The sequence below is a fragment of the Shewanella kaireitica genome (assembly GCF_023284045.1).
Classification (GTDB): domain Bacteria; phylum Pseudomonadota; class Gammaproteobacteria; order Enterobacterales; family Shewanellaceae; genus Shewanella; species Shewanella kaireitica.
On record NZ_JAKIKQ010000024.1, the window covers coordinates 37,903 to 60,178 of the forward strand.

General features: G+C 43.2%; 18 protein-coding genes. 9 read left to right on the plus strand and 9 right to left on the minus strand.

All coding sequences use genetic code 11. The features are described 5' to 3' along the window. Positions 1-59: 59 nt before the first annotated feature. Complete coding sequence (locus tag L2730_RS20435; RefSeq protein WP_248976269.1) at positions 60-932, minus strand: LysR family transcriptional regulator; 873 nt, start codon at positions 930-932, stop codon at positions 60-62. 105 nt (positions 933-1,037) lie between these two features. Here L2730_RS20435 and L2730_RS20440 point away from each other — a divergent pair, with 105 nt between their 5' ends. Further along, positions 1,038-1,727, plus strand: a complete 690-nt coding sequence (locus L2730_RS20440) for a hypothetical protein (RefSeq protein ID WP_248976270.1) — start codon at positions 1,038-1,040, stop codon at positions 1,725-1,727. Between the two features lie 409 nt (positions 1,728-2,136). Further along, on the plus strand, positions 2,137-3,495 hold the full coding sequence (locus L2730_RS20445; RefSeq protein WP_248976271.1) for an NCS2 family permease: 1,359 nt from the start codon (positions 2,137-2,139) through the stop codon (positions 3,493-3,495). A gap of 84 nt (positions 3,496-3,579) precedes the next feature. Here L2730_RS20445 and olsF read toward each other — a convergent pair whose 3' ends face one another. The 4 genes from olsF to L2730_RS20465 all read right to left on the minus strand — a co-directional run bounded on the left by olsF (position 3,580) and on the right by L2730_RS20465 (position 9,678). Beyond that, positions 3,580-5,319, minus strand: a complete 1,740-nt coding sequence (gene olsF / locus L2730_RS20450) for a bifunctional ornithine lipid synthase OlsF (protein WP_248976272.1) — start codon at positions 5,317-5,319, stop codon at positions 3,580-3,582. A gap of 29 nt (positions 5,320-5,348) precedes the next feature. Continuing rightward, a complete protein-coding gene (locus L2730_RS20455) occupies positions 5,349-6,272 on the minus strand; it encodes a UDP-2,3-diacylglucosamine diphosphatase (RefSeq protein WP_248976273.1) in 924 nt (307 codons plus the stop codon). 140 nt (positions 6,273-6,412) lie between these two features. Then, positions 6,413-7,768, minus strand: a complete 1,356-nt coding sequence (locus L2730_RS20460; protein ID WP_248976274.1) for a YjiH family protein — start codon at positions 7,766-7,768, stop codon at positions 6,413-6,415. 365 nt (positions 7,769-8,133) lie between these two features. Then, positions 8,134-9,678 carry a methyl-accepting chemotaxis protein gene (locus tag L2730_RS20465; RefSeq protein WP_248976275.1) on the minus strand — a complete coding sequence of 515 codons (1,545 nt, stop codon included), beginning with the start codon at positions 9,676-9,678 and terminating at the stop codon, positions 8,134-8,136. A 380-nt stretch (positions 9,679-10,058) separates the two neighbouring features. Between L2730_RS20465 and L2730_RS20470 the strand changes: the two genes are divergently transcribed. Continuing rightward, positions 10,059-10,748, plus strand: a complete 690-nt coding sequence (locus L2730_RS20470) for a DUF998 domain-containing protein (RefSeq protein WP_248976276.1) — start codon at positions 10,059-10,061, stop codon at positions 10,746-10,748. Here L2730_RS20470 and L2730_RS20475 read toward each other — a convergent pair. Together L2730_RS20475 and ubiU are read right to left on the minus strand one after the other, a co-directional pair. Further along, positions 10,745-11,611 (minus strand): U32 family peptidase, encoded by an 867-nt coding sequence (locus L2730_RS20475; protein ID WP_248976277.1) that lies wholly within the window; start codon positions 11,609-11,611, stop codon positions 10,745-10,747. The two genes, L2730_RS20470 and L2730_RS20475, sit on opposite strands and share 4 nt — an antisense overlap. Before the next feature lie 28 nt (positions 11,612-11,639). Next, positions 11,640-12,641: a ubiquinone anaerobic biosynthesis protein UbiU gene (ubiU, locus tag L2730_RS20480; RefSeq protein ID WP_248976278.1), complete on the minus strand. Its 1,002-nt coding sequence runs from the start codon at positions 12,639-12,641 to the stop codon at positions 11,640-11,642. Positions 12,642-12,774: 133 nt separating this feature from the next. Here ubiU and ubiT point away from each other — a divergent pair, with 133 nt between their 5' ends. Further along, positions 12,775-13,287, plus strand: coding sequence for a ubiquinone anaerobic biosynthesis accessory factor UbiT (gene ubiT, locus L2730_RS20485; RefSeq protein WP_248976279.1), 513 nt, complete (start codon positions 12,775-12,777; stop codon positions 13,285-13,287). A gap of 65 nt (positions 13,288-13,352) precedes the next feature. On the opposite strand, the gene rdgC is transcribed toward ubiT, so the two are convergent. After that, complete coding sequence (gene rdgC, locus L2730_RS20490; protein WP_020911434.1) at positions 13,353-14,264, minus strand: recombination-associated protein RdgC; 912 nt, start codon at positions 14,262-14,264, stop codon at positions 13,353-13,355. A gap of 291 nt (positions 14,265-14,555) precedes the next feature. On the opposite strand from rdgC, the gene L2730_RS20495 reads away from it, so the two are divergent. The 4 genes from L2730_RS20495 to L2730_RS20510 all read left to right on the plus strand — a co-directional run bounded on the left by L2730_RS20495 (position 14,556) and on the right by L2730_RS20510 (position 19,196). Next, positions 14,556-15,506 (plus strand): porin, encoded by a 951-nt coding sequence (locus L2730_RS20495; RefSeq protein ID WP_248976280.1) that lies wholly within the window; start codon positions 14,556-14,558, stop codon positions 15,504-15,506. A gap of 447 nt (positions 15,507-15,953) precedes the next feature. Then, positions 15,954-16,643 (plus strand): phosphate regulon transcriptional regulator PhoB, encoded by a 690-nt coding sequence (gene phoB / locus L2730_RS20500; RefSeq protein WP_020911436.1) that lies wholly within the window; start codon positions 15,954-15,956, stop codon positions 16,641-16,643. 69 nt (positions 16,644-16,712) lie between these two features. Beyond that, positions 16,713-18,035, plus strand: coding sequence for a phosphate regulon sensor histidine kinase PhoR (phoR, locus tag L2730_RS20505; RefSeq protein WP_248976281.1), 1,323 nt, complete (start codon positions 16,713-16,715; stop codon positions 18,033-18,035). Between the two features lie 189 nt (positions 18,036-18,224). Beyond that, a complete protein-coding gene (locus L2730_RS20510; protein WP_248976282.1) occupies positions 18,225-19,196 on the plus strand; it encodes a PstS family phosphate ABC transporter substrate-binding protein in 972 nt (323 codons plus the stop codon). A gap of 52 nt (positions 19,197-19,248) precedes the next feature. Here L2730_RS20510 and L2730_RS20515 read toward each other — a convergent pair whose 3' ends face one another. Beyond that, the gene (locus L2730_RS20515) at positions 19,249-20,097 is read right to left on the minus strand and encodes a collagenase (protein ID WP_428848480.1); all 849 of its coding nucleotides are present in this window, start codon (positions 20,095-20,097) and stop codon (positions 19,249-19,251) included. A gap of 172 nt (positions 20,098-20,269) precedes the next feature. On the opposite strand from L2730_RS20515, the gene L2730_RS20520 reads away from it, so the two are divergent. Then, the gene (locus L2730_RS20520) at positions 20,270-22,060 is read left to right on the plus strand and encodes a M1 family metallopeptidase (protein ID WP_248976283.1); all 1,791 of its coding nucleotides are present in this window, start codon (positions 20,270-20,272) and stop codon (positions 22,058-22,060) included. The last annotated feature ends 216 nt before the right edge of the window (positions 22,061-22,276 follow it).

The window sequence follows — 22,276 nt, forward strand, 5'->3', positions numbered from 1 at the left end:
ATGTTATCTAAGTTAGCCTTGGCTATCTAGCTGTTTATAAGATAGCCAAGGTAAAACTATTATCCCTGCATTTGATCCACAATAAACCCCATCGCAGGCCCTTTAGGGCTGTTAGATTTCCAGATCAGGTCAATTGCTGAGTACATTTTAGTTTTATTAAACTCTGGTGTGAATTGACTAATGGTGCCAATTGCCAGCTTTTCATCTAGCATAGTTTTCGGTAAAAAAGCCCAGCCCAAATCTTGTTCAACCAAACGGATCATATCGTCTTGATCTGATGCCTCCCATGTTTCCTGCGATACTAGTGCTGAGTTTTTAAGCAGCTTATGCTGCAACATGCTGGTGCAGGTAATCTGTCTTTCGGTAATCAGCATTTCATTATCTATCACTTCCATATCTGCAAACTTGGAGTCTGGGCTGCAAACACAAACCCACTCGACTTGAGTGATGGTGACGAAATCTAAGTTTTCAGGAATAGCATCCGACGCAATATTGAAGCCAAGGTTAGCGGTCTGCTCTACGAGTGCACGGTTGAGTTCATCGCCAAATAGCTTAATCAGCTTGATTCGGGTAAATGGGAATGCTTGCGCCATTTTTTCAAGTGCTGAATCAAAAACTGACATAGGCACAAGAGGGTCAACGGCAATGACCAACTCATCTTCTACTTCTTCGATTGTACCTTGCGCATAGTTTTCCATTCTATTGGCTTGGCGAATGATAACTTTTGCTTGTTGATAAAGGCGCTCACCTTGCTGAGTCAGCGTCGGGTATTTAGTGCTTCGATCAAATAGATTAACCCCTAAGTCAAGTTCAAGGTTATTCACCCCAATACTGACCGAGCTTTGGCTTTTACCTATGTGTCTAGCAGCGGCCGAAAAAGAGCCTTTCTCAGCAGCTGCTACAAATGCATTAAGTTGTTCTAGATTTAGCATTGGTCACCTATTCGCTTTGTTAATACTATCTGATTTAATCTATTAAACACTTTTTGGGATACTGGCGCCAGTTAATTATTCGAATCAAACCCAAGAGGCTCTATTATGAAAACACTTACTTCAACATTAACTGCACTATCAATCGCAACTTTATTCTCTTTTAATGCTTTTGCTGCAGAGGCTGAAGTTGAGAAAGATGTTAACTACGGTGATCCTACCGCCAGTTTCTCAACCATAGGTATCTCAGCCAGTAAAGATACCACTCAATTAAATGGTATGGCCGGTTTTGGCGCTAATATTTTTCAGCTAGATCTTGCTGCCGACAATAAAACTGGCGATTTAAACGGGCGAGGTCGCTACTTTCATGTGACTGATGGCCTTGGTTACTCCGTTGATGTACTTGCTGATGCGAACTCTCAAACTGTTCTCGGTGGTCTTATTTATAAGTTTCAGTTAACTGACAATATTTCTATCTTTCCAATGCTTAGCGGTGGTGCCACACAGGTGAAACGCCCAGGTGAAGACAACAAATATGACCGTTCAGGTCTTGCTCAGGCCGGCGTATATGCAATGTACGGTTTTGATGCTGGCCACTGGATATATGCTAACCCAAAGACAACTTACCACCTGAAGAACAAAGAGTTCATTAACCAGATAGAGGTTGGTGGTGGTTTCATGGTGAGCAGTAATATCTCTGTCGGCGCCAAGGTTGAGTATACCGCCGAGCACAAAAACCAGTTTGGCACCATGAAAGCTGACACTGTGACTTGGTTACAAGCAAACTACTATTTCTAGGAGGGGAGTGTTGAAGTTGGTCTTCAGCTTAATCAGACCAGTTATTAACGCAACAGAGCAAAATTTAATTGCACTCTGTTCGCCATAGAAAACACCGCTACTTAAAATAGCGGTGTTTTTACATATGTAACTCAAAACTGTTAGCTGTTTCGTATCTCAGCGCACTATATTACGGTACACTCCGCGCCAACAAAGGTTATGTTGGTAAGAGTAAATTTTACCAGATAATGTTTGTCAGCAATTGACAGATAAGATTGCTGACAGCAAGACTCGCAGGTCACTGACGCAAGCAGCGTTTCGTGGATCTCTCACCCAAGTTTAATCACTTTGGGGCTCTACCTGCCGTAGCCATGTCGCTAATGAATCGTCATTAGTTAACTGATATTTAAGAGATCAAGGTAAAATAATTATGAAGTCTGCACAGACTCTTTCAAACTCGACTGTCCCTGCCGATTCATTCTTGGATCGATATTTCAATATTTCAGCCCGTGGAAGTACCTTAAAGCGTGAAGTTATCGCTGGCTTTACTACGTTTTTAGCCATGGTTTACTCCGTTATTGTGGTACCTAACATGCTAGGCACTGCCGGTTTTGACCCCGCGGCTGTGTTTATTGCGACCTGTTTAATAGCCGCTTTTGGCTCCTTACTTATGGGGCTATGGGCTAATCTGCCAATGGCGATTGGCTGCGCAATCTCCCTCACAGCATTTACCGCTTTTAGTATGGTGTTAGGGCAGGGAATTTCAATTCCAGTTACACTTGGCGCTATCTTTTTAATGGGGGTCGTATTTACCCTTGTTAGCGTGACTGGTATACGCCAGTGGGTATTGACTAATCTGCCCAAGGGGATAGCTCACGGTACGGGAATTGGTATCGGCTTATTCCTATTACTTATTGCGACCAATAGCGTGAATTTGATTGTATCGAATGACGCTGGTTTACCGGTAAAACTTGGCGATATTAATAGTCTACCTGTAATAGCGACGATTGTTGGCCTCGCAGCCACAATCGGGCTTGAACGCCGTGGCATGCCGGGCGGGATCTTGTTAGTAATTATCGCATTGTCTGTGTTTGGTCTAGTGTTCGACCCGAGCGTGACATATCAAGGTTTGTTTGCACTGCCTGACTTAATGTCTGAAACCTCACTCATCGGTCAGCTTGATGTGATGGGCGCACTCAACCCAGTGGTATTGCCTATTGTGTTGGCGTTAGTCATGACGGCGATTTTTGATGCAACAGGTACCATTCGCGCGGTTGCAGGGCAAGCTGAATTGCTGGATGAAAAAGACAATATTGTCGGTGGTGGTAGAGCACTGACATCAGATTCGGTCAGTAGTATTTTTGCAGGTGCTGTCGGCGGCGCTCCAGCAGCAGTTTATATTGAGTCGGCTGCGGGCACTGCGGCTGGCGGAAAGACGGGTCTTACGGCGACTATTGTTGGTGTACTGTTTTTGCTGATGATGTTCTTAGCACCTCTGAGCTATTTAGTTCCCGCTTACGCGACTGCGCCAGCATTAATGTATGTTGGACTGCTCATGTTAAGTAACGTCACCAAGCTTGATTTTGACGATAAAGTCGATGCGATGGCAGGTCTAACTTGTGCGGTATTCATTATCTTAAGCTGTAACATTGTTACTGGGATTATGCTTGGTTTTGTTACGTTAGTTATAGGTAGAATTTGTAGTGGTGAGTGGCGTAAATTAAAGCTAGGCGTAATAGCGATTACTCTTGGTCTGGTCGTCTTTTATATGGGTGGCTGGGCGATTTAAAGCTAGATCTACTGACAAGATAAAGCAGATTTTAACTTAGCGCCAACCATACTGTTGGCGCTATTTTTTTGTGAATTGTTAGGGCTATTTTATTGTGCCTATTTCTGGTCGGTGGCAATCAAAATAGCGGCTGCGTTTTTTGTCTTTTAGCTTATGAGTATCAACAAGCACTAGCCCATCGATACAATCACCAAATTCAGCATCTATGCCGAAATCTAGAAAACTAACGCCATCGTCATTACATAGTTCGCCATATTGCTTATAAAGCGCCGGTACAGAAGCGCCCATACTGGCCATGGTTTGTTTTAGCTGTTTAAAGCCTTGAGCATAATCCAACTGAGTGTACTGTTGATTGAGCTGATGCAGTTTGTCTTCATTAAATGTATAGGGGCTAAACGAACGGGCAAGAGATTGCTCATTAGAAAATTTTGTTTTATAGAAATGGATTAACCGCTCTTTAGCAGGTTCCGGTAAATGATCGCTTAATGAGACTGGGCCAAAGAGATATCGATATTGTGGATTTTTAACTAGAAACGCACCAATCCCAACCCAGAGGTAATCTAAACTACGTTTGCCCCAATATTTAGGCTGTACAAAACTGCGACCAAGCTCAAGCCCTTGTTCAAAGTAGGGCGCGAAGTCGGGTTGATATTCAAATAAAGACTGACTGTAGAGTGCATTACTTCCCTGTTTTTGATGTACCTCTTTGGCGCCTGCGAAGCGGTATGAGCCGACGATCTCTAAGCCGATGGGATCCCACAATACTAAGTGTTGATAGTAGCGGTCGTATTTATCAGTGTCTCTGCGCTTTCCTGTGCCTTCGCCTACTGCACGGAAAGCTATCTCTCTAAGCCGACCAATTTCACGCATAATCGGATTACTTGTTTGGTGTTGATACAGAAAAATCTTCTTTTTGTCACTGGTCTCTCCAAGGAGTTCACACTGTAACAGTGCCGTTTGTAGTTCACTTCGTGACTCAGGGTGGGCGATTGCACTTTGAGTGGTGAACAGCGGACTGCGATTTTTACCAATGCGATAAAGATGATTCTTAAGCAGCTTAACTTTTGTTTTAAGTGGAAAATCAGAACTGTTTACCACCTCCTTTGGGATCAACTCTCCAATACGTACTGGCATGGTTTTCTTAGCTTGTTTAAACATCTCTTTGACCAGCATCAAACTGGCTAATGGTTTATAAAGCATTGAAGCACCGTAAAAAGCGGCCGAGTTTTTAGCATCCGCATGCATAGGTAATAACGGCGCATTACAGGCTTTAGCTATTTTCAAAAAGCCACTGTGCCAATGAAGATCGATAACACCAGTGGGACGTAGGCGTGAAACCTCTCCACTAGGGAAAATTAGCACCGCACCTTCATCGCGCAAGTGTTTGTGAATATTATCTAGATGCTGTTTGGGGGTACCGCCTGTCATATTGCGCACGGGCAACAATATTGAATGTAGCGGTTCTAACGTCATCAACAGTTCATTGGCGACCACTTTTATGTCAGGCCTCACTTTGCTAATCAGTTTTATCATGGCTAAAGCATCCAGCGAACCAATTGGGTGGTTCGCATAGATAACTACACGTCCCTCAATTGGAATATTCTCAACTTCATTGTTAGGAACGCTGTAACTGAAATTAAAGCTGTTGAGTACTTGCTCAACAAAATCGACGCCCTGTAAAAATGAAAATTTGTTGGCAATGTCATTGCACTCTTTTTCTTTAAGTAGATAACGAAGCATTGCTTTAGTGGGGGTTGCTAACCATGGGCTCTTATCGAGCAATGGTAAGTTCTTTTCAACGACATTATCGACGGTAAAAATCATAATCAAGCCCTTATATGGCTGCTAAGAGGTTAGGCTACACGCCTAGTTTTTGGCGAATCGCGCTGCTGACTAAATTGAAAAGCGCTAATCAGTCGGGCGCTTGCTGTCGATTCTTGCCATTTTAAAAGTTGAATATCACCGGACTGAGATTCTGCAATAAAAGTACAGTTCTCCACCCAATCTCCATCATTGGCATAAATGATATTGTTTGTGAGGCTGAGCTCAGGTTGGTGGATATGGCCACAGACAACCACGTCAGCCCCTTTAGACTTTGCGTAGCGTATGACGGCGCTTCGGTAATTTTTGATGGCTTGTTGGGCTTTGCCGACTCTTAGTTTCACGTAACTTGCTAGCGACCAATAAGGGTAACCCAAGTGGTTACGGACTCTATGTAGTTGTCGATTTAGAAATAACAGTAGATCATACAGGTGGTCACCTAATTTGGCGTAGGCACGGCCAATGCACACCTCAGAATCAAACTGATCGCCATGTACCATCAATACTTTGCGGTTAGAGGCTGTGATGTGAATGTGCTCTCGACTGACGGTGAGCTCCCAAAGATGGAAGCCATCATAAGGCTTTAATACCTCGTCATGATTACCGGGAATATACATAATACTGGTACCTTCACGAGCCATTTTGAGTAGTTTTTGTAAGACTAGGTTGTGGCTTTGTGGCCAGAGGAATTTGCGCTTAAGTGCCCAAATGTCGATGATGTCGCCAACGAGAAATAGCTTTTCGGTGTGCAGTGAATTTAGTAGTTGTAGCAGATACTCAGCCTTACAGTCTTTGCTGCCGAGGTGAACATCTGACAACCAGATAGCATTAAAGTGTCTCTCAGTACGACTTTTCTCGGTGCTGTTGATTGGCGATATACTATCAATATTGCTTGAAAGCACACTGCTTAAAAGTTGCTGTTGAGCGTTTGCTAATCCTTGCCGTTTCTCTTTCATTGTCCTGCCAGTTAACGCTGGGGGATGCCGATAGAGTAAAAGCGATAGTTGACTGTAAGATGAACATTTTATGGCAGGTTAATGACGGCCATAAAAAAGAGCGCCTAAGCGCTCTTCTTGATGTTGTTGAGATAATCTTATTAGAAGATAAGGTGTGCAATACCAGCGATTACAGGCAAAGTAACCAAAGTTCTTAAGATAAACACAACTGCAAGCTCAAGGAAGTTAACAGGGATTTTACTGCCCATTAGTAGTGCACCAACTTCACTCATGTAGATAAGCTGTGTGACCGACAGGGCTGCAATAATAAAGCGAGTCATGTCAGATTCAATTGAGCTGGCAAGAATCGCCGGAATAAACATATCCGCAAATCCAACCACAATTGTTTTAGAGGCTTCAGCCGCTTCAGGCACTTGTAGCAACTCGAGTAGCGGAATAAACGGCATGCCTAGGTAGTTAAATATCGGTGTGAACTCGGCAATCATTAAGGCGATGGTACCGATCCCCATGACGACGGGGATTACACCAAAAATCATATCAACAACGTTTTTAACACCGTCAGTTAAAGTATGTTTGATACCGCCTGCACGTGAGGCTTTTGTTAAAGCTTGATCGAGTCCCCAAGAGAGCACACCGTGACCCGCTGGGATAACTTCATCATCTTTATGACGTGGCGTTTCATCAATGTAGAGATCTTTCTTCCAAGACAGTGGTGGTAGCTTAGGTACGATTATCGCAGCGACAAAACCGGCAAAACACACTGTTAAATAGAAGGGAACAAATAGATGCTCTAGCTGCACCTGTGAAATAACCACCAGTGAGAAAGTAATAGATACTGCTGAGAAAGTCGTTCCAATAACAGCGGCTTCACGTTGGGTATAGAAACGTGCTTCGTACTGCTTGCTGGTCATTAAGATCCCAACACTACCATCGCCTAACCAAGATGCCATACAGTCAATTGCACTGCGTCCCGGCAGGTTAAAGATAGGACGCATAATCTTAGTTAACAGGGTACCTAATAGTTCTAGTAAACCAAAATTAAGTAAAAGTGGTAGTAGCATTCCAGCAAATAAAAACACCGAGAACAATACAGGTAAGAGGTCGTTCAATACCAGTGCTCCGGTATCGCCTGAGCGAATCGCTTCAGGACCAATACCAAAAAAGGTAAGGCTGATAAATATAGCACCAAGGATACGGATGACTAACCAAACTGGTGTGACATTAAACAGTGAATTCAAGAAGCTGTTTTCGATGACAAACTTAGGTTTGATTGCTTTAACCAGCGCGGAGACTATCGCAGTAAAGATAACAATACCTGTCACGATCCCAACAAGCGCGTCACCGAGGAAACTCTGTAAAGCTTTAGAGATGATCGCAATAGGAATGGTGATCGCATCTTGATAGCTGATAGGGGTCATGAATAACAGCAGACCGATCAGCGATGGCACAATAAACGTGAGTATTGTTTTAATGTTGTGGGTTTGTTTTTCTGACACTTTTTTCTACCCTAAATATCGAGTTCTGCTTTGCAGCCTAAAAATGGCGTTTGTACTTAAGCAAAAAATGTATTGAATATTCATTCAACTGCTAACAGGCGAGGTTACCGCCTTAAAACATCTATGTAAAACGATTCTACTGATATAGAGAATATATCAAGCTGTGCGAATAGTTATTAACTCTAAATGACTAAATATATTGTATAGGAAGAAGTAGTGAAAAAACAAAATTATTTTTTGTTTAATTCTATTTAAAACAGTGTATTAAGTTTGTTTTGTGAGTGTTGAGGTTTGGTGTGTTTTATGTGGTTTTTTAGTTGTCGCCACTAATGCTTGTAACGACAACTACTTTAAATTACTGCAAACTAACTAAATGTTTTCCTCAAAGATTTTGCTTTTTCAGCGTTAATTTTTAGCTCTTTAACTGCTAATTCCACCACATCAATCGCGCCTAAATTTTCTGCTGAGGCCTGGCTAATGTGGCTGATATTTTGGTTTATTTCACCAACAACCAGTGTTTGTTGCTCTGCAGCAACTGCATTTTGTTGCGCTAAATCATGAATATTTCTGACAGCCTCATAGATGGTGTCGACTTTTTGAGCAGAATTCTGTGCATCTTCGGTGCATAGCAATGCTTGAGATTTGCTTTCATCCATCTGCTGCGACCATTGCGTTAGCATCGAAAACATCTTGTCGACGCTTTTTGAGATGCTTTCTGTAGACTGTTGAGTGCGACTTGACAGTGCACGAACTTCATCAGCAACGACGGCAAAACCACGACCTTGTTCGCCTGCTCTAGCCGCTTCAATCGCCGCGTTGAGGGCGAGTAGGTTTGTTTGCTCTGCAATCCCATCAATCTCGGTCATGGCACTGGCGACACGTTCTGCTTCTTTATTGAGTAATAAAGCATTAGCTGCAGCCTCTGAAACTGACTCTGTAAGTTCATTAATACTGCTGGCACTCTTTTGCATCTTTTCCCGACTTTCATCACAAAGAAGATAAGTGTCTTGAATGCTGTCAGAAGTTGACTGAATATTACTGGCGACTTCGGTAATTGTGGCAGCCATCTCCTCGGTAGCACTCGCGATTTGTTCTATCTGTTGGCTCTCAACATCGAGACCGACATGCGCTTGAGTTGCTGCGGTGACTAACTGATTTGAGATGTCATCAATGTGTTCGGCATTATCTTGTGAGCGGCCTAGCACCCCTTGTAACTTGGCATCTTTCATCATCAATTGGAATTCGAGCAGTGAGGAGGTGTCACGCCCACAGTAGATAAAGCGGCTAACTGAGTCGTGTTGCTGCTTCATTTGCATTAAGCGGGCTGGTATACGAAAAGCTTCATCGTAGAAAATCGCCAAGTTAATGCTCATTAGTATTATTCCGGCAAGTATTACTCCCCAGCCCCAAATGTAGCCTGCTGCAGCCAAACCTATACTGGCACATATGGCAGACAGTAAACGTTTATTGGTTAAGCTGATGGGATCGTCAACGGCCTTGCCATTGTTGAGTCGTTGATAAATTTTCTGTGCTTGGCTGACGTACTCGGCTTTCGGGGCTACACGCACTGATTGATATCCGACGAGTTTTCCTTGCTCGAATAGAGGGGAAACAAAGGCGTCAACCCAATAGAAATTGCCATTTTTACAACGGTTTTTAACGATACCACGCCATGATTGACCCGCCTCTAGTTTCTCCCACATCTCTTTAAAGGCCGCTTTAGGCATATCGGTGTGTCGGACTAGATTATGGTTTTGGCCGATGAGCTCCTGCTCTGAATAGCCAGACACTTCAATAAAACGTGGGTTGGCATAGGTGATAACACCTCGCTTGTCGGTGCTTGATATTAATTGATCTGAATTGGTGAGCCTAACTTCCTGGTTGGCTGTGTTTGCATTGTTTGTTGTCATTATTATTCCATGTGACTGCAAATGGCATTACGAGGTTTATGTCGTCAATGTACTAATGGGTATAACCACTTGGCTGAAATATAACATTAATACACCCACTTTTAATCAGGTTTTTCTAATTTTTTTAACTAAATATTAGCTAAAAGCACATTGCGCTTTTTTGTTGTAACTTTCTGGGTTTATTCTCTTTTTATCCTGAGCCATCTTCACTGTTTTGGATATTAAGCTTGAAAAAGTGAGCGGCAAACGATAAGAATAACATGTGTGCTACATTTGATGGGGTTGTAAAGCTTGTTAAAAATCTGAGCTAGACCTCTTTAACTAGGGCTAAATCGATATATATTTGGTGATGCCATTAGAAATTATAAAAATAGGAATATATGGTAGCTCGGATAAAGAATAAGGTTTCTACGCTCGCATTTCGCTTTGGCATGCTAGGAGTCTTCGGATTATTGCTAGGCCTAGTGATGTCTGTGCTGACATTTGAGCAGTATGACGGTAAAGGTTTTAGTTTTTTGAACCATACGCTCAGTGAGTTGGGTAATTATGGCCATTCCTATTTTGCAGTGATCATTAATGGCGGCCTATTTTTTGGTAGTTTGAGTGTGGTGCTGTTTTGTTTGTTCTCTTTGCAAATTGCAGACTCTCCTTGGTCTTATCCGTTTTTTGCCTGTTTAGCGCTGACATTTTTTAGTCTTGCCGCAATAGGCCTGTTCCCAATCAATGTTTATCACTTGCATACAACAGCTGTGCAATACTTCTTCATTTTCGGTTGTGTGAGTTCAGTCTTATATGGGCTGTATTTGTTAGTTGGTAAAGGACGATTGTTCTCACGGACTACCAGTATTTTGGCATCCTGCTCATTCTTCAGCATGGCAGCATTTCTCATTGCACCTTTGCTAGGGTTAGAGTTGACTGAAGGTGATAGAGCGTTCTATCAGGAGATGCTGGTTGAGATGCACCGTCCTGATATTTGGTGGCCCGCGGTGTTTGAATGGGTAGGGCTGGGCTGTTTTGTAACTTGGACCACCAGTGTTATGCTCAATTTAAGGCCAACATTTAAGTCTTAGTTAACCTGCGCTAACCCTGAAGTTTGATGCCAATATCCGTTGCATGATAGAGGCTCAGGCAGTTGCGGCTTAGTCAAAATATTCTCTGCAACTTCGATACTCTTTAAACTACTTGGTGACACTCTAAAGTAGCTGACTCCCATCTGTTGCATCTGGGCAATATCAGCTGAAAGATCTATTTGACTGGCTGATTGAGTTTGAATGCCGTTAACCCTTAATAGAGGCTGTTGATCTTGGGTTTGAGCAAGTAATCCTTTTGAGTGTGACAAGCACACCGTTTGGCAGTTGTCTTTAGGCAGTCCTTGCTGCTTGGCGGTGAAACAGCGAGCTGAGTGCGCTAATGGTAAATATCCATGGGCAAATACTTCTATTTCATAGGGTAATGTCGCTCCGTTAGCTGCCACTTCTGCAGCAATCACATTTGATAACCACGTTTTAGATAGCTCAATTGGCATCACAAATCGCTGCATGCCCCATTGGTGCAGCTTATTAAGCGTTGCTAAGTTGTAGTTATTGATAGTGGGACCACAGACAAAGGGTAAGCCAATCTCTTTGGCTGCTTGAACTGCACCTATATCATTAGCCTCGATAATGAATTCCCCATTGTTAACCTGCTTTTTTAGTTCCGTGTATTCTGATGGCGCTTCTAATAACGCTAGCGTCGATAGAATTACTTCTTTACCTGAATCTCGCAGCATGTGCGCTAGCGCTAAATAGTCGCTAAATTTTACTTGTCTGCGTCTACTACAAACCGTTTCACCAAGATAGACGACGGGAATATTACTTTCAGCCACCTGCTGATAGAACTGGCTGACTGTTTCTTTTGACCAGCAATACTGTATTGGCCCGAGCGATGTTTTCATTATCTTTCCTTTAAAATAAGCTGAGCGGTTACTGCCAAGTTCGCTCATAGGCGCCGAGTGTGGTGGTTTGTCCTTCGGAGACTTTGTTTAAAGCTGCATTCCACTCTTGCTGGGTTTGGTATTTCTCAGGCGCTGACTGGTAACTATCGATCGCAGCGCGCCATACACGTGTCACTTGCTCAACATAAGCAGGGCTGCGTTGACGGCCTTCTATTTTTAGAGACACAACATTCGCTTTGGCAAGTTCAGGCAATAGACTTAAGGTGTTTAAACTGGTTGGCGCCTCAAGAATATGGCTAGCGGTACTGTTTTCATCTGTGGTGTAGCGACCTTTACAGACGACTGGGTAGCCCATCTGTTCATCAATACCAGACTTATCAATAAGCACATCGTTTAACCAAGTAAGCCTATTGCTGCCATCCTCTTGCCAGCGTACATGCTTTGCCGGTGAGCAGGAGCCACCAGTATTAGGAGATTGGCCGGTGACGTATGAAGATAAATGACAGCGACCTTCAGCCATAATGCATAAACTGCCGAATGCGAAAACTTCTAAGTCTACAGGGGTGACTTTTGACAGGTCTCTGACCTGTTTCATCGATAATACCCGTGGTAATACCGCCCGTTCGATATTAAACGCTTCTTTATAAAGCGTTAGCGCTCCAAGATTAGTGGCACTGGCTTGTACCGATAAATGCAACGGCAAATGTGGATAGCGGCTATGGGCATAATCGAGCAGTGATATGTCCGCCATAATGAGTGCATCAACACCGGTAGCCGCGGCTAAATCAATGGCTTGATACCAGCGAGTCTCTTCGCCTGGTTTTGGAAAGGTGTTAATGGTTAAGAATACTTTTTTGCCGCATTTTTTAGTGTACTCAACAGCCTGTTGCAGTTTTTTGGGAGTAAAGTTTAAACCAGCAAAAGAACGGGCATTGGTATCATCTTTTAATCCTAGATAGACCGCATCGGCACCAGCATTTAGCGCAATTTTTAATGATGCGAGATTACCCGCGGGGCACAGCAGTTCCATATATTTGGCTCCAATAATAAGGAATCAGGAGTTTAAAAGGGAATGAAGATCAAATTTTTGATGTAAAACAGGTTTGTGATCATAAAAGCTAGGTAAGATCACTTTCTTTGTATCAATGCTGGAGCATTTTTAAATGCAAGGTTTACTTCCCAATAGTTTGGCTAAAAAAATTCTGAATATTGGCCCTAAAGCGCTATCACAACCGTTAGCATTTATCCCGTTCTCTTTAAAGGCTGATCTATTAAAACGGATACTAGGCTTGATGCTTGCTGAGCAAGCAAAGGATGATGAGCTGGAATTTTTACTGGATCGTTGGGTGGCTATCGAAGTTGAAGATTTAGCTTTAACCTTTGAGGTGAGTTACAACGGTAGTTGGTTAGTCCGCCCATTACAAAATGCAGAAGTGACGTTTAAGAGTGACTCAAAAGCGTTGCTTTTAGTTGCTGCGGCGAAAGAGGATCCCGATACACTATTTTTTCAACGTAAACTCAGTATCGAAGGTGATACGGAGCTTGGGCTTGAAGTGAAGAACTTATTACTTGGTGTGGAGTTTGACTCAATGCCGACAGCGATCAGTACTGCAGTAACAAAGCTGGCGGAAGCGCTGCAATCATTACAAAAACGCGCCGAGCCGCAAATCGCTTAAATAAAATGAACATAACAAAAAAGGCGCCGTTGGCGCCTTTTTGTTATGCAAACAAGAAGCAGTAATTAAATGCTGTCTTCTAGTCCACCAAGCGCTTCTACGACGGCGTTTACCAAGGCAATGAGTTCGCTTCCCATTAAGGCAAAATCTGCATCTAAACGCGCCATTGGATCTTCATTACCTAAGTCGTCATTACCCGCTCTGAACTCTTCGGAGAACTTAAGACGTTTAATCGCGGCATCAGACTGAAGTAAAAACGCCACTGATTGACCAAAATGTAATGCTAGCTTATGAACCTGCTTACCGACTTCAATGTGCGCTAGTACTTCATTTTCACTCAAATCTTGCTGCTTAAAGCGAACAATTCCACCTTCATCTGAATCGCTTTTCAACTCAGCTTCATCTTGCATCTCGAAAGGTGCGGGCGTTTTGCTCTCTTTTAACCATTCCGTTAACTGCGTTTCAATCGGCGTTTTAAAGCTCATTGGAATGATAGGTAAAGTCCCAATGGCTTTACGCAATAGCGCCATTAGCTCTTCAGATTTAGCGGCACTTGAGCTATCGACCAAGATCATCTGGATCTCAGGTAAGATCAGTGCGCGAATTTGACTGCGACGAGAAAACGCCCTTGGTAGTAGCGTGGTGGTTATTTCGTCTTTTAGCGCGTCTTTCTCTTTTTTTGCAAGTTTACGACCATCTTCAGATTCAAGTAGTGCAACTTTTTCCTCTAATGCTTCTTTTATGACTTGAGCGGGGAGGATTTTTTCCTCTTTGGTTGCGCAGATAAGGTGTCTGTCTGCTGCGGTATGGACCAAAGTGTCGCCATGCTTACCAAATGCGTTAGAGAAGCCAAACTTGCTGATATCTTGGCTTGAGCATGGAGAGAAGGTGAAGTCTTCCAGTGATTTTTCCATTGATTCAGTGTCAACAGAGAAGGGCTTGTTAAAGCGGTAGACAGTTAGATTTTTAAACCACATAGATTAAGTGCTCAGTCAAAATTAAAGCCGCAGTGTAAGCCATTGTCTGGTTCGGGTAAACCGCTTAGGTGTGTTGGTGTTAGATGCGATTGTCACATTTAACCAAACTGTCATATTTCAACAGGGATGCTTGAAAGCCCCGTTTTCAAAGGCTTTCTAGAATAAAAATTACAACTTACCAACAATTCGAACTCGATTTAGTATTTGCTGAAATAAAAATGCAACAAACGATCTTCATTATGGCGCTCGTCCAAACCAATAACCAAGACGAATAAACGTCGAAAGGATTAAATGATGAACGTTTTTTGTAAAACTCTACTGACCTCAGCTCTAGCTACTGCAACTCTTGCTTCCGCTCACGCGGCAGACCCATTAACAGTTTACGGTAAGCTAAATGTGACTGCGCAGTCTAATGATGTGAATGATGAAGCAACAACGACGATCCAATCTAATGCTTCTCGTTTTGGTGTTAAAGGCGCTTTTGAATTAAGCAGCTCGCTGGAAGCTTTTTACACGGTTGAGTATGAAGTTGATACTGGCGATGAAGAAAAGGAAAACTTCAAAGCCCGTAACCAGTTTGTTGGCCTAAAAGGCAACTTTGGCGCATTCTCTGTTGGTCGTAACGACACCATGCTTAAGATTTCTCAGGGTAAAGTTGACCAGTTCAATGACCTTTCTGGTGACTTGAAAAACCTATTTAAAGGCGAAAACCGTATTGAGCAAACTGCAACATATGTCACTCCATCATTTAGCGGTTTTAAAATGGGTGTCACTTATGCTGCAGAGGGCGCTAATTCACAGTACGCACAAGACGGGTTCAGTGTTGCAGCTATGTATGGTGATGCAAAACTTAAGAAATCACCTATTTACGCCGCTGTTGCCTATGATGCAGATGTTAAAGGCTACGAAGTTGTTCGTGCAACTGTACAAGGTAAAATCGCAGGTCTTAAGTTAGGCGGTATGTACCAGCAGCAAGAAGCTACTTATGACTCAGATGGTAATCCACTTGTTGATCAAGAAAGCAAAACAGGTTACCTATTAAGCGCTGCCTACACTATAGATGCAGTCGTGCTAAAAGCTCAGTACCAAGATATGGAAGACAAGGGTGATACTTGGTCAGTAGGCGGTGACTATAAGCTAGGTAAGCCAACTAAATTATTCGCGTTCTACACTAATCGTTCATATGAAAAAGTTGAAAATGATGATAAGTACTTTGGTGTTGGTCTAGAACACAAGTTCTAAATCACAGTAAGGTTATAAAAAAGGAGGCGAATGCCTCCTTTTTACGTGTAATACCAATCAGTATAAAGGTTTGATCGCTCAGCGAGAGTTTAGCGGCTTTGAAGCAAGGCGATGAATGAAGAGCATAGTTATTCTACGCTCAAGTTCATTAACGCAGTATCAGAGCCGCTAAAACTCGCCAGTAGGAGTGTTTTGGGCTTGCTACTTCTACGTTGAATAAACTCATAAGGGAATAACCATTATGTCATTTATCCGCCTTGAATTAGCTTGCCAAAAACGCTCTGAGTAGATCAACTTCTTATACTGATTGGTATAAAGTGAGAGCAACTAATTCTGCTTTATGACAATAATTCTGTTTATTATGTCAAAATGGTACTTCGTTTAATATTAATGTAATAAAACTGACCAATAATAGACTCGTAGAAATTCACTGACAGAAGATCGATTATGACAGCAAGGATATTGATAGTTGAAGATGAGTTAGCGATCCGCGAGATGCTAACTTTCGTGTTAGAGCAACATGGTTTTACCACCACCGCGGCTGAAGACTACGACTCAGCGCTTGATATGTTAACCGAGCCTTATCCTGATCTAGTGCTACTCGATTGGATGTTCCCAGGCGGCAGTGGCATTCAGTTAGCTAAGCGATTACGCCAAGATGAGTTCACACGTCACATCCCAATTATTATGCTAACCGCTCGCGGCGAAGAGGAAGATAAAGTCAGAGGGCTTGAAGTTGGCGCCGATGATTTTATTACTAAACCGTTTTCTCCAAAAGAATTGGTAGCACGTATTAAGGCGGTTATGCGCCGAGCTGCTCCTACCTGCCTTGAAGATCCTATTGATGTTCAAGGCCTGCAGTTAGACCCTGTCAGCCATCGCGTCACTGTTGGTGAGCAAGTGCTAGATATGGGACCGACTGAGTTTCGTTTATTACACTTCTTTATGACGCACCCTGAGCGCGTGTATAGCCGAGAGCAACTTCTCGACAACGTGTGGGGGACGAATGTTTATGTTGAAGATAGAACGGTTGACGTACATATCAGACGCTTACGTAAGGCGGTTACCCTTTCTGGGCATGATCGCCTGATCCAAACCGTTCGTGGCGCAGGCTATCGTTTCTCGACGAGACTTTAGTTAAACATCTCATAGGCACAAGGTGGCTTTTACGCTATCTTGTGCTCAGTTCTTCCATATGGTCGGTCTATGTTTGATTCATATTCTGGGTATCGTCTAATTTCTCGATTGGTGATCTATCTACTACTTTGTCTGGTGGTAGGCCTACTGATTGGTGAAGTCTTTTGGATACTTTTACTCGGTTGTATCGGTTTATTGCTGTGGCATTACCGTCAATTATCTCGGTTGAATTTCTGGTTGTGGCATGACCGTCGCTTAACGCCGCCAAATGGCAGCGGCAGTTGGGAAGGGGTGTTTAACGGTATCTATCGCTTGCAAGGTAAGAATCGTAAGCGTGTGTCCCAATTAGCATTTCTATTAGGGCGTTTCAGGCAAGGTGCAGAAGCATTACCCGATGCTGCAGTGGTGCTTGATTCAGAGCATAATATTCTCTGGTGTAACAAGTTAGCGCAGCTGCTTCTAGGTTTCGTTTGGCCGCAAGATAATGGCCAACGTATTGATAACCTAATTCGTCATCCTGATTTCTCAAATTACTTGAAGTTAGCTGAGTATCAAGAGCCGCTGGAGCTCGCCGCGCCATTATCTGAAGGACGTTTGCTTGAGATCCGCATTATGGGCTACGGCTCAGGTCAGTTGCTGCTAATTGCACGGGACATTACCCGTGTGCGTCAGTTAGAGGGGATGCGCAAAGAGTTTGTTGCCAATGTATCCCATGAACTAAAGACCCCGTTAACTGTACTTCAAGGATACTTGGAGATGATGCAGTCGATGGAGGAGCCCGGTTCGCCTAATGTGAGAGCGCTTGATCAAATGCAGCAGCAAACCTCGCGAATGCGCTCTATGGTTGAGCAGTTGTTGGCGTTATCAAGAATCGAGGACTCGGGTGATGTGGATCTTGAAGTCAAAGTGAATATGTCGCAGATGATGGATATATTACGTGATGAAGCACTGGCGCTCGCTCAAAAGCAGTATGATGTGACTTTGTACTGCGAGCCAGGGCTAGATATGTACGGTAATGAAATTCAGCTTAGAAGTGCTTGCACAAACCTTATCTCTAACGCGATTAGGTATACTGAACCGGGTGGCAGCATCGATATTAGCTGGCGTAAAATTGCCTCCGGTGGCGAGTTTAGTGTCAGTGATAGTGGTGAAGGTATAGCGCCGCAACATATTAGCCGTTTAACAGAGCGTTTCTATCGCGTTGATAGTGCTCGTTCTAGACAAAGTGGTGGCACTGGTCTTGGGCTTGCAATTACTAAACATGCGCTCAATCATCACCAAAGCGAGCTCATGGTATCGAGCCAGTTAGGTAAAGGCAGTACATTTAGCTTTGTTATTCCGCCTAATTTAATTGAATATTCACAGCCAGAGACGGAAAAAGTTACTGAGTGATATTTTGGCTGAAAAATAGATGACATAAAAACAGGCGCTTAGCCTGTTTTTTCATTTAAGCGACATAAATTTTTCAAATAAAGCCGCTCTGTCATCGAAGTGTCACTTTGTAGTAATAGACTTGTCATCATAGAAGTTAATACTGACAGCGTTTTAAGAAACCAAGATATTTAAACACTGGAGCAAAGAATGAAATTGAAACAACTTGTTGGCGCAGTAAGCTTAACTGCAGCAACTGTATTTTCTGCAGCATCAATGGCAGCAATCGATCAGTCTTTACCAACTTATGAAAAAACAAGTGGTGTGTCTGGTAACTTATCTTCTGTTGGTTCAGACACTCTGGCTAACATGATGACACTTTGGGCTGAAGATTTTAAACAACTGTACCCTAATGTAAATATTCAAATTCAAGCCGCTGGTTCATCTACAGCGCCACCAGCGTTGACTGAAGGTACTTCACAGTTTGGCCCAATGAGCCGCAAGATGAAGCCAAATGAAGTTGAAGCTTTTGAGAAACATTACGGTTACCAGCCAACCGCTATCCGTGTTGCGATTGATGCGTTAGCGGTATTCGTGCACAAAGATAACCCTATCAAAGGCATGAGCATGGAGCAGATCGACGGTATCTTCTCTTCTACAAATAAGTGTGGCGGCGAAAATATTAAACGTTGGGGCGATGTTGGCCTAACGGGTAGCTGGACTGGCCGTGATGTGCAGTTATATGGACGTAACTCAGTATCTGGTACTTACGGTTACTTCAAAAAGAAAGCACTTTGTAAAGGTGATTTCAAAGCTAACGTCAATGAACAGCCTGGTTCTGCTTCAGTAGTACAGTCAGTATCTCAGTCACTTAACGCGATTGGTTACTCAGGTATTGGTTACAAAACTGCGGGTGTTAAAGCGGTTGCGGTATCTAAGAAAGGCACTAACTACATCGCGGCATCTGCTGAAAATGCGGCAAGTGGTAAGTACCCACTTTCACGTTACCTATATGTTTATGTGAACAAGCATCCGAATAAAGACCTTGCACCAATGGACCGTGAGTTCATCCGTTACGTTCTGTCTCAGCAAGGACAGCAAATTGTAGAGAAAGACGGTTATGTCGCGCTTCCTCGCAGTGTGATTGCAAAAGATTTAGCTAAAGCCGGTATCCGTCTTTAAGTTCAAATCTATTTAGAAAAAGGCCTCGATTGAGGCCTTTTTTGATTCTGCTTTACGACTCGTTTGTTTTGGCAAGCTCAGTTAACCAAGTTTGAAACTCTGCATCCATTGAGGTTCCCCATTGGCTCACTAATGCTTGGTACCTTGGGAAATCTCCTTTTCGAGTAAAGATAAGCATCTCATCGACTTTATCTTTATGTTGTTCAAGCATGAACCTAACGGCCAAATAACCCCAGCGGTAGACTCTATCGCCGCCACCATTTTGCTCATAGCTGGTATTAAACAACTCGCTCAACTGCAGATTACTATCGCCTATAACTTTTAGTGCGTTTGGATTATTGTCAGCAAGAGAGATGTACTCGGCGATGCCTTCGCTCCACCACACTAAGTGAGGATACAAAGGCGTAGGTTGGGGGCAGAACTCTGGTGCGCTATGTGAGTCATGTAATGAGGCACAAAAATCACCATAAAGATTAAAGCGACCATCAAGATAATGCACATACTCATGGGCTAGATTCCACACTTGGCCCTTTTTCTCGTAAGCAACAAACTCGGCTTGGTTGTCTTCTTCCCATGGAAGCCCTTCTAGATACATGCCGCCATTGTCACTGGGCACGTTAAAGTGAGCCGTCACATTCGCTTTATAATCTTCACGCGAGTGATAGACGTTTGCCCGCATACTGTGATTGTTGTCATGGGCTACAGGTTTATTCAATGTGCCGAATAGTTTGTGGAATTTAGCTTCCTGCTTTTGCAGTAACTGACAAGCTGATTCAATCTGTTGTGATGTCAACGCTTGAGAGCGGATAATAATCGTATCGCTGCAGGCATGAGTCTGGCTGAGAACCTTTTCTAATGGTTGCGCAGCGGTATATGGCGCCATAATCAGCAGGGGGCTCATGATTAGCGTCAGGATATAGTGTTTATTTTTCATGGAGGGTTTCTCTACATTTTATATTTGCATACAATATTCGCAAGTGTTCCACTTAAAACTATTCAAGTCAATTTCACTCTAGATTAAGATGTTGGCTAAAATACCCCTAAAAAGTTCAGTGACTAAAAAAGGATATGCCGTGTTAGAGCAATGGGATAACAGCCGTGACTACCATTCATTCGCCAATACAGAGCAAGTGTGTGTTAAACATTTATCATTGATGTTAGATGTGGACTTTGCTGCAAAACAGTTAACCGGGCAGGTGGAGCTAAATCTTACTTACTTAGATGAAAATACCCGTGAGTTAATGTTAGATTTACGTGATATCACGATTTTTAATGTCACTACCACAGACGATCAAGTCCTAGAGTTCGCGATTGATAAAGAAGATGAGATATTAGGTCAACGCTTATGTATCAAGTTAGACTCTACCGTTAGCAGCGTAAAAATACACTATGCAACTTCGCCTGAAGCGCAAGGCTTGCAGTGGTTAACACCGGCACAAACCAGTGGCAAAAAGCTGCCATTTCTGTTCAGTCAATCTCAGCCCATCAATGCGCGTAGCTGGATCCCGCTGCAAGATACCCCAAAAGCGAGAATAACTTTTGATGCCGTGATTAATGCACCTAAAGGGATGCGAGCGGTGATGAGCGCCATGAATGATGCCACTGCAGCACTTGATGGCCGCTTTAGCTTCACTATGGAAAAAGCCATGCCAACGCACTTGCTAGCAATCGCTGTCGGTGATTTAAGCTTTGGTCGTTTAGGCGCACGAACGGGAGTCTACGCTGAACCTGAAGTGGTTGAATCTGCTGTTGCCGAGTTTGAAGATACAGAAAGTATGGTTGAAGTGGCTGAATCTCTATTGGGCCCTTACCCTTGGGGTCGCTATGACATGATTGTATTGCCACCCAGTTTCCCCTTTGGTGGAATGGAAAACCCAAGGTTGGCCTTTATGACACCCACGCTAATCGCTGGAGATAAGAGTTTAGTTTCTACGGTTGCCCATGAATTAGCACATTCTTGGACCGGTAACCTTGTCAGTAACGCGACTTGGCGCGATTTATGGTTAAACGAAGGCTTCACGACTTACTTTACTAACCGCATTGTCGAAAAGGTGTTCGGTAAAGAGTTGGCCGAACTTGAAGTGGTGCTGGAATATGGCCGTTTAAAGGAAGCTATCGAGTCAACTGAATTACAAGCTCAAACTTTACCTGCCAACATGCAAACTCAAGATCCGAATGAAGCCTTTAATCGCTTCACCTATGATAAGGCGTCGATGTTTGTTCATGATCTTGAAAAGCGCTTAGGGCGTGTTGCTTTTGATAAGTTTCTCTATGAGTATGTACAAGCTTTCGCTTTTGAAGCGATAACAACAGAGACTTTTGTTGAGTATGCTAAAAAGACATTGCTCGTAGAGCATCGTGAGTTGATTAGCGAAGCTGAGCTTATGGGCTGGATCTATGGTGAAGGGATGCCCCAGTGGTTTATCGCGCCGACTTCAAATAGCTTGGATAAGGTAACAGAAGCCCTGTTAGCGCTTGAAGCTGGGAAGGCCGTTGCAGAGCTGAATACTACTGGCTGGTTGGTGCATCATTGGCAGTACTTCTTGACCAACCTACCTGAGGTCGTGAGTCATGACCAGCTTAAAGCACTTGACGCTGCATTTTCATTTACAGTATCCACCAATGCCGAAATAGCATGTGACTGGTATAAAGTGGCTGTTCGTAATGGTTACAGTGATGTATTACCTGCCGTGAGTGATTATTTAGTAAAAATAGGCCGAGGTAAATTTGTAAGGCCGCTTTATGCTGAACTACTCAAAGCTGGTTTTAATAGTGAGATCAAAAAAATCTATGCCTTGGCGCGAGAGGGGTATCACCCATCGATAGTGGTGATGTTAGACGCTCAACTTAGTGCTGTACTTTAATAGGCAAAAAAAATGGCAACCTAAATAGGTTGCCATAAACATAAGTTTTCAAGAGTTAACACGGTTAGTGCGCTAGCGTAACGGTTAACTCCAATGGCAAACCTAAACAGGAGTGCCTAAGGGAATGATGATGAACAATGAAACTATCAACTCTAAGTGATGAGCAAAGAGTAAAAGCGTTAAGCCAATTAATAAAATTCACTTAACCAGAATCGG